Origin of the sequence: Pedobacter sp. (genome assembly GCF_046462515.1) — a bacterium.
Taxonomy (GTDB): domain Bacteria; phylum Bacteroidota; class Bacteroidia; order Sphingobacteriales; family Sphingobacteriaceae; genus Pedobacter.
Window position 1 is genome coordinate 50,081 of record NZ_JBKGVD010000008.1, and the last position, 12,533, is coordinate 62,613.

Here is a 12,533-nt window from a genome sequence, read left to right on the forward strand (position 1 = left end):
ACCAAAGAAAATGAATACATATACCGTAAAAGCTTTTGGAACTGAAGCAGCAGATGCTGATTTGAAGGAGTTAAAAATTGAACGCAGAGAAATAACACCCACAGATGTTGAAATAGAAATTCTGTATTGTGGGGTTTGCCATTCAGATCTGCATACAGCCAGGAACGATTGGGGAGGCACAAAATATCCTTCTGTTCCAGGGCACGAAATTGTAGGTAAAGTAACCCGCGTAGGGGCAGAAGTAAGTAAATTTAAAGCAGGTGACCTAGCTGCGGTTGGATGTTTGGTAGATAGCTGCCGTACCTGCGATAGTTGTAAACAGGATTTGGAGCAATATTGTTTAAATGGCTTTACAGGGACTTACAACGGCAAAGATAAACATCTGGGTATACACACTTTTGGAGGATATTCTGAAAAAGTAGTGGTAAATGAACATTTTGTGTTAAAAGTACCTGAAAATTTAGACTTAGCAGCGGTTGCGCCTTTGCTTTGTGCAGGCATTACCACTTGGTCGCCATTGAGGCATTGGAAAGTAGGTCCAAATTCTAAAGTAGCTGTAATAGGTTTGGGTGGTTTGGGGCATATGGCTATAAAGTTAGCTAAAGGATTAGGTGCAGAGGTTACTTTATTCTCAAGAACTCCCGGTAAAACTGAAGACGCAAAAGCGCTGGGAGCAGATCACGTGGTTATTTCTATAGATGAAGCACAAATGCAGTCTGTGAAAGGGAAATTTGATTTGATTATTGATACAGTGCCTTATGTACATGATGTTAATCCTTATGTAAGCACGCTGAATATAAATGGAACCTTAGTTTTAGTAGGTTATTTAGGAGGTTTGGAACCTATTTTAAATTCTGTACCTATGATTATGGGAAGAAAATCTGTTGCCGGTTCGGTGATAGGCGGTATAGCAGAAACACAAGAATTATTAGATTTTTGTGGCGAGAAAGGTATCGTTTCTGAAATTGAGATGATTAAAATGCAGGATATCAATGCAGCTTATGTGCGTATGCTGAAAAGCGATGTGCGTTATCGCTTTGTAATTGATATGGCAAGCCTTAAAAACTAAGCATGTATTGAAACTCAAAACGAATCTGACTTGTAGCAGGTCTAAAAGCTATAGGCAATTATTTCGGGTTCGTTTTGAGTTTTCATGTGTAAGCTGCTGAAACAGCTTGTCACGAATTTACTTCTGGTAGTCCAGCGTAAGGGTGTTTATGGTTGTAATAAAACTACTTCATTCCTTTTTCTTCCAGCCACTTAACCAATTCTATTTTTATGGCCTGACCAATTTTCTTTTGATTTTCAGGATCCGCTAAAAAGGTTTTGCTGATCCCCATATCGCCGATTTCTAACAATACCCTATATTTAGCTTTATTTACATTTTCATCTAAACTGTAAAACGCTTTTTTACCTGTGTTTTTACATACATAATCGTTACGTCCGGTCCAGCTGTCAAATAATACACCTTTATTGATTAAGCCCGTTGCTTTTGATACGGCGTTTACCAGTCTTGATGCCAATTCCTTGTTTTCGGCTTCATAAGAATCGCCCTCATGTATAAAACCCCATATGGCATGCTGGTTGGTTCCTCCGTTATTGTGCAGTGCAATAAATACATCGGCATTTAGTTCATTGGCCTTATTGATCTCATAAGCGTAACCTGATAACTTGCCATATATTACCGCAGAAGTATGCTCTACCACCGTATTACTGCCCACATTGGCATGATGCAGGTTAGGTTGGTTTAAGCTCCATACTTTATGCTCATTGAGCTTAGGTTTTTGTTTCATGGCCGCTTCCGCAATGGCATTACAGGTTAAAGCTTCGTTAAAGTCTTTACCTGTGTCTGTTTGGTGGGAAGGTTGCCATATAATCACAGTCTTTCCAGGTCTTTGTTCAGGATAAATAAAGCTACTTAAAGCCAAAAAGACTAAACTTAATGTAAATAAACGTTTCATTTTTGCATTGGTTTTGGCTAAAGATAGAGATTTTTTAATACTGACCTTGACCCAATGCGGCACATAAAGAAAAAGCAGGCTTACATTCAAACAAATGTGAGCCTGCTTTTTTAAAATTTAATAGGATTGGAATTAGTTTTTCATCATTTTCAGGAAGTCTGCAATTTTATTTTTCATCTCTCTTCTGTCAACAATAAAATCAAGGAAACCATGTTCCAATACAAATTCTGAGGTTTGGAAACCTTTAGGAAGATCTTTTTTAATGGTTTCTTTAATTACACGGGGTCCGGCAAAGCCAATTAATGCTCCCGGTTCTGCAATGTTAATATCACCCAGCATGGCATAAGAAGCCGTTACTCCACCTGTTGTAGGATCGGTAAGTAAAGAAATATAAGGTATTTTGGCTTCGCTTAATAAAGCCAGTTTAGCTGATGTTTTGGCCATCTGCATTAATGAAAATGCGGCTTCCATCATGCGTGCCCCTCCTGACTTTGATATCATCAGGAATGGAACTTTGTGTTTTAAACTGTAATCTATAGAACGGGCAATTTTTTCGCCAACCACAGAACCCATAGAACCACCAATAAAGTTAAAGTCCATACAGGCAATCATGATATCTTCGCCATTTATTTTGCCGTGTGCAGCACGGATAGCATCTTTAAGCCCTGTTTTTTGGGTAGTTTCTGCTAAACGTGTTGTATAAGGTTTGCTATCTATAAAATGTAGGGGATCGCCTGAAGTTAAATTGGGAAATATTTCAGTAAATTGATTATTATCAAATAACACATTGAAATATTCTTTAGATCCTATTCTTAAATGGTAATTGCAATACATGCAAACCCATTTGTTTTCTTCTAAATCGGTTGTATGCAACGCTTTTTTACAGCTCGGGCATTTGTTCCACAAGCCATCAGGCGCTTCTTTTTTTTCTTGAGTACTCGTGCTGATACCCTTTTTCTCTCTTCTAAACCAGGACATGTTATTTTAAAAAAATGAGACTACAAAGAAACAAAAAAAAAAATTAACACAATAATAGTTTTAATACTGTCTTAGTGTATATTGTACAATATCTAATTGTTTATATTGGTCTAATATTATTGAATGTGAGATTAATTTTTTAACTTCGAAACATATAAATCTAAAATAAAAATGAGTTTAAAAGGTTATAAAGGCGTAATTTATGGCGCTGCTGTACAAGAATTATTTGAGATAGCTAAACAACATCAATTTGCATTACCTGCTGTAAATGTTACCGGAACCAATACTATTAATGCTGTTATGGAAGCGGCAAAGAAGGTGAATTCGCCAGTTATGATACAATTATCAAATGGCGGGGCTCAGTTTTATGCAGGTAAATCATTAAACAATGATAATTTACAGGCTTGTATATTGGGCGCTGTATCGGCTGCAAAGCATGTGCATTTACTAGCCGAACATTATGGTGTTGCAGTTATTTTGCATACAGATCACGCAGCTAAAAAATTATTACCATGGATAGATGGACTTTTAGATCATGGTGAAAAGTTTTTTGCCGAAACTGGAAAACCTTTATTCTCATCACATATGTTAGATCTCTCTGAGGAACCGATTGAGGAGAACCTTGAAATAAGTAAAAAATATCTTGAACGCATGAGCAAAATGGGTATGACCATTGAAATTGAGCTTGGTGTAACAGGAGGTGAAGAAGATGGAGTGGATAACAGTGATGTAGACAGTTCTAAATTATATACCCAGCCTGATGAAGTTGCTTATGCGTATGAAGAGCTAAGCAAAGTAAGCGATAGGTTTACGATTGCGGCAGCTTTTGGTAATGTTCATGGTGTTTATAAACCAGGTAATGTGAAGTTACAGCCTGTTATTTTAAAGAACTCACAAGATCATATTAAACAGAAATTTAATTTATCAGCTGCAAAACCAATTAATTTTGTATTTCATGGTGGTTCAGGTTCATCTCAGGAAGAAATCAGAGAAGCTATTTCTTACGGAGCTATTAAAATGAACATTGATACCGATTTGCAATGGGCATTTTGGGATGGTGTTTTAGGTTATTACGGTAAAAACGAAGCTTATTTACAGGGACAGATCGGTAATCCTGAAGGTGAGGATAAACCGAATAAAAAATATTATGATCCACGTGTTTGGTTACGCAAAGCTGAAGAATCTTTTGTTAACCGTTTAATGGTAGCTTTTGAGGATTTGAACTGTGTTAATGTAAATGATAAGCTTTAAGTTTAGAAGCTTTTAATATATAGGCACAATTGAATTCAATTGTGCCTTTTTTGTACATTTAAATGCAGATTTTAAACATATGGAAACCTTGGAGATTATAAAAGCCACTACCAGAGAGGATTTAGCGAAAGTATTTGCTATACGCAGAACAGTTTTTGTAGACGAACAAAATTGTCCACCTGAAATTGAGTATGCAAATGAAGAAGAATCTGTTCATTTTCTGGCTTTATCAGGTCAGCAACCATGTGCTGCATGCAGATGGAGGAAAACAGATCTGGGGTATAAATTAGAACGATTTGCAGTGCTGAAAGATTTCAGAGGCAAGGGCATTGGCGGGGCTTTGGTTTCGACTGTTTTAGCCGATTTGCCTGCTGATGCTCATTATGTTTATCTGAATTCTCAGGTAGATGCAGTGGGTTTATATGCAAAATTTGGTTTCGAAACCGAAGGAGAAGAATTTGAAGAAGCTGGTATTAAGCATTATAAAATGGTTAAACGCTTCTAAACTTAAATAAGATGGCATATAATGCAAAAACCCAACCCGATTATCGGGTTGGGTTTTTAATCAGTTCAAATAATTAGGTAGATGAAAAATTAGTTGAACTTTGAGCGCTTTTTTAGTATTAATTCTCTGGTTATAAAACTTATTCTCCTTTACTAACACCTCAAAGTTAAGTACAATAAAGAAGACGGTTTTACGGGAAACCGTAATTGTGCTTTTTTTATAAAATTATTTTTGGATTGGGTTAAACTGAGGGGTTGCTATAGCCAGAAGAAGACTTAGTAATTAGATGATGCCCATGTCTTTGCAAAAGGCCACAAGTTGTTCATTTTTAGAAAGGTCTAAAACTTCTTTCATCTGGTTGAGGCGTTTTTCTATACTGCTTAAACTTGATGGTTTGATTTTGTTGCTCTGTAAATAAACGGGGATATCTTTTTGCAACATGCCATTTGATAAGAGCGAAATTATTTTGATATCGAAATCGGTAAATTCGTAACTGTTTTTCTCTTTTATGTTCTGGTGTATCTCTGTGCTAATGTATTTTTTTTCACAATAAATGGTCTTTATGGCCAATTTTAATTCTTGCGCATCGTAACGGGCTTTTCTAACATAACCGTCAATATTGAGTTCATTAAAAAGCGTGTCCATGATTGCTGCTTTATTTTCTGCCGAAAATACCAGAACTTTAAGTTGAGGTTGTACGTTTTTTGCAGCCCTGATCAATGTAATACCATCATTAATTTCTTGTTTAACATGATCTTCCTCAAAGTGGATATCTGTGATCAACAGATCAAAAGGCTGATCTTCGTACAATGCTTTCTTAATTCTGGTTAAAGCATCGTCGCAGTAATAGACATAATCTTTATGTGTTATTTCAAGATCTGTAAGTGTTTTCTGTACCGAGATATTCGCACTTTCATGATCTTCTGCTATGAGTATTCGTTTGAACATTATTTTAAATCTTATAATCGTGGGAACGATAGCTGAATTTTTAAACCCTTTTCAACTCCCAAATTAAAATTAATGACTCCGCCAATACTTTTAATACGGTTTCCCGTATTATTGAGTCCGTTTTTAAATTTTGTTTGTTTTGAAATGCCGATGCCATTATCTGTATAGTTAATATGTACAGTATTGTTAAGGTTTTCAAAACGTATAACCACATTGGTAGCTTTACTGTGTTTTTTCATGTTAACCATGAGTTCCTGTAAGATATGCTCTATTTCATATTTAATGGTAGCATCAACTTTCTTCCACAGTTCTGCAGTATTCCCTACTATTAATACCTTAGTATTTTCTGTGGCGAAAGACTTGAGCAGATTTGATATCTTTTCGTTGAAATTCTTATCTGTATATTCTAACTGCTCGTAAGAAATATCTCTTGATTTTTCATACAGGGCTTCCATTTCATCAATGAGTGTATGGTCTTCGGATTGCTGATTTTCTAATTTAGACATGATTCTGTAAAGTCCATTGGCCACCACATCATGTACTTTTTTAGAGGTTCTTAATTGACTTTCCCTGATCATATTCTGTGTTTCCATTTCCAGTCTTTGCTTTCTCTTTTTATACCAGATGAAACCGCTAACAGATAAAAGGAGTATACCAAAAATCAGAACAGTGATCTGGTATTTCTTGTCTGTATTTTCTTTTTGTAGTTTTAAGATATCTGCTTTATGCCTTTCAGTTTCATAACGTATAAGAGCAAACTGGTTTTTAGCCGCGTTGCGTGCAGTTTGAAGGCTATCGTTTAAACTGTGATAAATTGAAAAATATTTTTTGGTAAGCTGGGCTGGACTAAATTTGATGAGTTTCTGGAGAGCTTGAAGCTGATCGTCAGGACTATTAATTTGTTTAGAAACTTCATACATCTTATTGGCATAAAACAAAGCTGTATCTAGATTTTGATTTTCATAATAATCAGCAAGATGGGCGTAACTTGCGTTCTGTCCCCACAAATCATTTTCTTTTTCACGTATTTTTAGAGAATAAATTAAGCCGGGTTTAGCATTATAAATCGGATTTTGCAACCACTTCGCCCAAGTGAGGTTATCCAGTACCTGAGCAAATTTAGGTTTGTTATTCCTGATTGTGTTATTTGCTAGAAGTTTTTGCAAAATTTTAATTGCTGATTGATAATCTTTCTGGTCAATAAGTGCTACTGTAATATTGTTCTGATAAAGCAAAATGTTTAAACTATCTGTACTAACGCTAACCGCTTTAGAATACCAATATAAAGCATCTTTATAGTTTTTTAGGTTATTCTTTGCTATCGCAATACTGTTATATACACCAGGAAGATATTTATTGTCATCGCGAAAATAGTTAATGGCTTTTATTGCACTCTCTTCACTGCCAAAATAATCCCCCTGATCACACTGAATGATAGCCATATTTGCATAAGCTTTAGCGATTAATGAGCTATCAGTATTATAAGTTGTTACCTTAGAAAAATATAAAAATGCACTGTCCTGATTTTGGTTGTCACGGTACTCCAAGGCCTTGTCATAAAACAAGTTGTTGCTTGTGGAATCCTGTTTCTTACCTTTTTGATCGCAACCTATAATAACAACTGCAAAAATGAGAATAATGAGCTTTTTCAATGGTGATTTGTTAACCACCTAATTTATAAAATAAATAAATAATATTGAATTTATTAAAATTAAGGCAGGTAACTCCTGCCTTAATTTTAATATTTTACGGCTTTGGAGGAGGAGTTTGGCTAGTTTGGCCACCTGTTCCGTCAGTTCCGGTATTACCTGTATTACCCGGATCTCCTTCACCGCTACCGCCATTAGTTACGGTGGTATCATTAGTGCTGTTTGCCGTCTGACCGTTATATGAAGGGGATGCCAATCCCAATAAAATGGCAATGATTAATTGTAACATTTTCTTAAAATTTTAATAATGAATAAATCCTGTAGTTGCCTGCGAAACAGATCGGAGGTAGGGCTACAATTCATATAAGAAGCGCTTCTTATATCTTTTATATGGGAAGGGTAGTGGAATAAAACGGAGCTTATAAATGGCTTCCCAAATCATTTACCAACGCCGTTTTTACTCTTTATGTAAAGTCGGTTCTTAGTGCACCTTCGTCTGTAGCTAATAGACTCTTAAACCGATTTACGAAGCAAATTTATAGGCTTAAAATGTTTGTTATCAGTGAATTCCTGTAATTCAACAGAGATTCAGGAAATGCCGGAAGTATTCAGGAAAACCGTTTAATTTTACATTAAAATTCTAAATTATGATGTTTGAAAAGTATAAAAAACAGGTAAAACTGGCCTTCGAGAAAAGGCAGTATGAACAGAAGCTTTCACTTAATTTAATTAAACCTTCTGCCGCTAAAATGAGAGAAGAATGTCTTATTGTAATTAACGAAAGAAGCGATCAGAAAGATGATGATACGCTGAGACTATTTTTTGGTGCGAAAGGTGAGGCTAAAGATTATGAAAGCATCATTGCTCACATTGACATTGACAAATTCAGACCGCTGATTAATTTTATTAAGGGGAAAACCTATAATCCGGATGAGAAGAACATAGAGCTTCTGGCCTGGCTTATAGATTTTGAGCCCAGACCTTACGCATTTTGGCGAAACTGCTTAAATGAAAAACGGACCAATAAAAATACAGAGGCATTTAGAACGAGATTTAAAGAGGAAGATGATGCTGAAGATGAAGTTTATGACAAAGACTGGATCAAGAAAAAAATCAGAAAATTTAAGATAGCGGGTTCTATGTCATTGTGCTCATTAACTTCAGTTGTGGTGGGTGGTTTTTATGTGCATGTTAATGAAGTACAGCAATGTATGTACTGGGAAACTGATCGTTATAAGCCTATATTGTGTAATGAGCGAATTGAAGGTGTAAAAATAATTACAATGGATCCACAGAAAATGGTTCATTTTAAGAAGATTACAGTTACAGATACGCTTACCAATTATTCTATTGGTAAAGTTTGGTATTCAAAAATAAATGATGAGGTTGAATTTTTTACAGCAAAAGGTAGGCATCCTGTACATCCAGAAGAAGTTTTAAAACCCGCTACTCAGTATATTATAGATACTTATAAATAATACCTGCAGAACCAGTAATTTTCGCTTTTATCTTTAACGCTATATAAATTCCAGGCATTTATCTTTAATTCAGATTTCCTGAAAAAGATGCCTTTCCTTAAAAGTCACATTATTCCATAAGAAGAGTACATTAAGTACTTATATTTCTGTCTTAATAATTCTTAAAATTAAGGTATTGTTTTACCGTACCGATTATTTTTAAGTTTATAGACTTAAATATTATGTTTTTCAGGTAAGATGTCTGTTTTACAGAGAAGTACAGAACTGTTATCAGCTTGATAAGATTTCTTCTTCTCTGTTTTTAATCTGTTTAAATGCTGGCTATTTACAATCATTGTGTATTTTTACCATTAACATGAATGGACTTCTACACCAGACTGAAGCAGTTTTTTTTGATTTTGATGGAACTCTGCAGGGCTTTGATACGCATCAGATCAGTTTATCTACCATGCGGTCATTACATGCTTTAAAAAATCAAGGCATTAAAATATTTATAGCTACAGGGCGTAGCTTGGATGGTTTTCCTGCTTTACAAGAATTGGAATTTGATGGTTATATCTTTAATAATGGTGTAATCTGTACTGATGATAAACGTGATATTTTTCATATCTCTTATATTGATGAATGGGATGTAAAACAGCTTATTGATTATTCTGTACAGGAAAATCTGGCATTTTCTGTGATGAAACTGGGGCATTTCTCCATTAACCATGTAAATGATTATGCAGAGCGAACTTTTAATTTTTTAAACATTCCTGTCCCTGAAATTGCCGATCCTTTGTTACTGCGTACAGATGATATTACACAGCTTAATATTTTTGTTGATGAAGATAAAGAGCATTTTGTGGTAAATACGGTAATGCGTAATGTAGAAAGCTCAAGATGGATGCCTTATTTTGCAGATATTAATCCCAAAGGTTTAAATAAAATGGCCGGGATTACTAAAATGGCAGAACGTTTTGGCATAGATATTAGCAAGACTTTGGCTTTTGGTGATGGGGGAAATGATAAGCCCATGCTTGCAGGTTGTGGTTTTGGGGTTGCAATGGGAACAGCCAATACAGATGTTAAACAGGCAGCTAATTATGTAACCCATTCTGCCGATGAAGATGGAGTTTATAAAGCGCTTAAATATCTGAAAATGATATAATTATAGAAATACCTTTCCGGTAAAAGCCATGGCTTTAGATAAATATGTCTTATCAAACTGGAGCACTTCTTTTTTCTCTTCCAGGTAATTCATCACATCTTCTGTTGCAATGTTGCCTGTAAGATCATCTTTTGCCATTGGACAACCGCCATACCCTTTTAAAGCACTGTCAAAACGTTTACAACCTGCTATGTACGCTGCATTAATTTTTTCTATACGAGTTTGAGGCGTACTGTGCAGGTGAACGCCAATTTCTGTGCGGTCAAATTTTTTGATCAAAGGAGGTAAGATATGGCCGATTTTTTCGGGAGTGGATATGCCAATAGTATCTGCCAATGAAAGAATCTGCACACCTTTGCTTACTAAAGTATCTGCCCATTTTTCTACAATCTCTATGTTCCACTCATCACCATAGGGATTACCAAAACCCATTGATAGGTATACTACAGCTGTTTTATGGTGTTTGTGACAAAGATTAAGCATTTCTTCCACGGTAACAAGAGAATCGGCTATGCTGCTATTGGTATTGCGTTGCTGAAAAGTTTCTGATATAGAAAAAGGAAAACCTAGATAAGTAATTTCAGGATGTTGAATGGCATCTTCAACACCTCTTATATTAGCTACGATGGCTAATAATTTTGTTTGTGTGTTATTTAAATCAAGCTGATCCAAAACCTCTCTTGTATCACGCATCTGCGGGATAGCTTTTGGGGAAACGAAACTGCCAAAATCCAAAGTATCAAAACCTACTTTTAACAACAGGTTGATATACTCGGCCTTGATCTGCGTAGGTACCCAATTGTGTAAACCCTGCATGGCATCACGTGGGCATTCAACTAACTTAATAGGACTATAATTTTCTATTTTTGTAGGCGTCATAATCTGTAAGTTCTGCTTTATAGGTGTTTTGCATAAATGGTGATGACATGATGAAATCGGCAGTAGCTACATCACAGGCCATAGGTATATTCCAAACAATACCCACTCTCAGTAAGGCTTTTACATCAGGATCATGAGGTTGCGCTTCCATAGGATCCCAAAAGAAAATCAATACATCTATTTTGCTTTCGGCAATAAGTGCACCAATCTGCTGGTCGCCCCCCAAAGGACCGCTAAGTAATTTCTGTACTGATAAGTTTAAACTCTGTTCAACCAGTTTGCCTGTGGTCCCGGTAGCAATTAAATCATGATTTTTTAACAGGTTACGATGCTTGTTTACCCATCGTAATAAATCATCTTTTTTATGATCATGTGCAACTAAGGCAATGGTTTTACGTGCAGAGAGTTCTTTATATATCATTTGAAGTATGTTCTAAATTTTTCTTTTTATACGGGCGTATAATTAATCGTGTGCCCCTGTCATAACTGAAATAGCTCCAAACCCAGTTTACAAAAACCACAAGCTTGTTTCTAAAGCCCACCAAAGTCATCAAATGTACAAACATCCATGCAAACCATGCAAACACACCCTGAAAACGTACCTTCCTAATATCTACTACTGCTCTGTTACGGCCAACTGTTGCCATAGAACCTTTATCGAAATATTCAAATGCTTTAGTAGGCTTGTTATCCAATATCGCTAAAATATTTTGAGCCAGTTGTTTACCTTGCTGTATGGCAGCCGGGGCTACGCCTGGATGTCCGTTAGGAGTCTGATCGGTAATCATTGCGGCTACATCGCCAATGGCAAAAATATTTTCATAGCCTTCAACCTTGTTGGTTACATCCACTTTAATTCTGTTGCCTCTAACGATAACATCAGGATTTAAACCTTCTATAACCGCACCTTTTACACCTGCGCTCCAAATCACTGTCGATGAACTGATTTGTTTCCCTTCACCTAAAACCAATGTTTTTCCATCGTAAGATTGTACCCGGGTTTCGGTATAAACCGTAACACCCATTTCTTCCAGGAACTGTCGCGATTTTTCCTGTGCCTGAACCGACATGGCAGATAAAAGAGCAGGAGAACCTTCTATCAAATAAATGTTTACCTTTTTAAGGTCCAGTTCCGGATAATCATTTCGTAAAACATGTTTTTTTAGTTCGGCAATTGCACCAGCCGTTTCTACACCTGTAGGGCCTCCGCCAACTACAACAAAGTTGAGTAAAGCGGCTTCGTGTTCTGGAGTTTCAGCAATTAAAGCCGCTTCCAGGTTTTGCAATATCATACTACGAAGATTTAGGGCCTCGGGTATAGATTTCATAGGCATAGCGTTATATTCAATTTCGCTCTGTCCAAAAAAGTTGCTTGTTGAACCTGTGGCTATAATTAGGTAATCATAGCTGATATCGCCAATAGAGGTATTTAATATATTTTTATCTGTATTTATTTTTTGTACTTCAGTTACCCTGAATTTAAAGTTTTTTTGTCCTTTAAAAATCTTTCTGATAGGAAAAGCGATTGAATCTGCTTCTAAACCACCTGTGGCTACCTGGTATAAAAGCGGTTGAAAAGTATGGTAGTTATGCTTGTCTAAAATGAGCACTTCTACATTGGAGTTTTTTAGTTTTTTAGCTAGTTCTATACCTCCAAATCCTCCGCCAACAATTACGATTTTTTTTCTGCTGTTTTCCATATTTAAGTAACCGATAGGAGTGAGCTTTAGTTTT

13 protein-coding genes are annotated in these 12,533 nt (G+C 35.9%); 5 read left to right on the plus strand and 8 right to left on the minus strand.

From position 1 onward, the window contains the following. Positions 1 to 10 precede the first annotated feature (10 nt). A complete protein-coding gene (locus ACLHG9_RS08245) occupies positions 11 to 1,069 on the plus strand; it encodes an NAD(P)-dependent alcohol dehydrogenase (RefSeq protein ID WP_410221022.1) in 1,059 nt (352 codons plus the stop codon). A gap of 163 nt (positions 1,070 to 1,232) precedes the next feature. Here the strand turns inward: ACLHG9_RS08245 and ACLHG9_RS08250 are convergent, their stop codons facing one another. Both ACLHG9_RS08250 and accD read right to left on the minus strand, forming a co-directional pair. Next, positions 1,233 to 1,961, minus strand: coding sequence for an N-acetylmuramoyl-L-alanine amidase (locus tag ACLHG9_RS08250; RefSeq protein ID WP_410221023.1), 729 nt, complete (start codon positions 1,959 to 1,961; stop codon positions 1,233 to 1,235). A gap of 132 nt (positions 1,962 to 2,093) precedes the next feature. Then, entirely contained in the window at positions 2,094 to 2,939 is an 846-nt protein-coding gene (gene accD, locus ACLHG9_RS08255) for an acetyl-CoA carboxylase, carboxyltransferase subunit beta (protein ID WP_410221024.1), read from the minus strand. A 171-nt stretch (positions 2,940 to 3,110) separates the two neighbouring features. On the opposite strand from accD, the gene fbaA reads away from it, so the two are divergent. Next, positions 3,111 to 4,190 (plus strand): class II fructose-bisphosphate aldolase, encoded by a 1,080-nt coding sequence (gene fbaA, locus ACLHG9_RS08260; protein ID WP_410221025.1) that lies wholly within the window; start codon positions 3,111 to 3,113, stop codon positions 4,188 to 4,190. A gap of 79 nt (positions 4,191 to 4,269) precedes the next feature. Continuing rightward, complete coding sequence (locus tag ACLHG9_RS08265) at positions 4,270 to 4,695, plus strand: GNAT family N-acetyltransferase (RefSeq protein ID WP_410221026.1); 426 nt, start codon at positions 4,270 to 4,272, stop codon at positions 4,693 to 4,695. 282 nt (positions 4,696 to 4,977) lie between these two features. On the opposite strand, the gene ACLHG9_RS08270 is transcribed toward ACLHG9_RS08265, so the two are convergent. The 3 genes from ACLHG9_RS08270 to ACLHG9_RS08280 form a co-directional block, all read right to left on the minus strand. Continuing rightward, positions 4,978 to 5,643 (minus strand): response regulator, encoded by a 666-nt coding sequence (locus tag ACLHG9_RS08270; RefSeq protein ID WP_410221027.1) that lies wholly within the window; start codon positions 5,641 to 5,643, stop codon positions 4,978 to 4,980. 11 nt (positions 5,644 to 5,654) lie between these two features. Further along, positions 5,655 to 7,295: an ATP-binding protein gene (locus ACLHG9_RS08275; protein ID WP_410221028.1), complete on the minus strand. Its 1,641-nt coding sequence runs from the start codon at positions 7,293 to 7,295 to the stop codon at positions 5,655 to 5,657. Positions 7,296 to 7,389: 94 nt separating this feature from the next. Beyond that, positions 7,390 to 7,581, minus strand: coding sequence for a hypothetical protein (locus ACLHG9_RS08280; protein ID WP_410221029.1), 192 nt, complete (start codon positions 7,579 to 7,581; stop codon positions 7,390 to 7,392). Positions 7,582 to 7,939: 358 nt separating this feature from the next. On the opposite strand from ACLHG9_RS08280, the gene ACLHG9_RS08285 reads away from it, so the two are divergent. Both ACLHG9_RS08285 and ACLHG9_RS08290 read left to right on the plus strand, forming a co-directional pair. Then, positions 7,940 to 8,770 (plus strand): hypothetical protein, encoded by an 831-nt coding sequence (locus ACLHG9_RS08285; RefSeq protein WP_410221030.1) that lies wholly within the window; start codon positions 7,940 to 7,942, stop codon positions 8,768 to 8,770. A 355-nt stretch (positions 8,771 to 9,125) separates the two neighbouring features. After that, a complete protein-coding gene (locus tag ACLHG9_RS08290; protein ID WP_410221031.1) occupies positions 9,126 to 9,920 on the plus strand; it encodes a Cof-type HAD-IIB family hydrolase in 795 nt (264 codons plus the stop codon). On the opposite strand, the gene ACLHG9_RS08295 is transcribed toward ACLHG9_RS08290, so the two are convergent. Genes ACLHG9_RS08295 through ACLHG9_RS08305 form a run of 3 tightly spaced genes read right to left on the minus strand, consistent with a single transcriptional unit; the run spans position 9,921 to position 12,499 of the window. Next, positions 9,921 to 10,799, minus strand: a complete 879-nt coding sequence (locus ACLHG9_RS08295; RefSeq protein WP_410221032.1) for a hydroxymethylglutaryl-CoA lyase — start codon at positions 10,797 to 10,799, stop codon at positions 9,921 to 9,923. Beyond that, complete coding sequence (locus ACLHG9_RS08300; protein WP_410221033.1) at positions 10,771 to 11,220, minus strand: methylglyoxal synthase; 450 nt, start codon at positions 11,218 to 11,220, stop codon at positions 10,771 to 10,773. Before ACLHG9_RS08300 ends, ACLHG9_RS08295 begins: the two co-directional genes overlap by 29 nt. Continuing rightward, positions 11,210 to 12,499: an NAD(P)/FAD-dependent oxidoreductase gene (locus ACLHG9_RS08305; RefSeq protein WP_410221034.1), complete on the minus strand. Its 1,290-nt coding sequence runs from the start codon at positions 12,497 to 12,499 to the stop codon at positions 11,210 to 11,212. The genes ACLHG9_RS08300 and ACLHG9_RS08305 overlap by 11 nt, the downstream gene beginning before the upstream one ends. Positions 12,500 to 12,533: the final 34 nt, after the last annotated feature.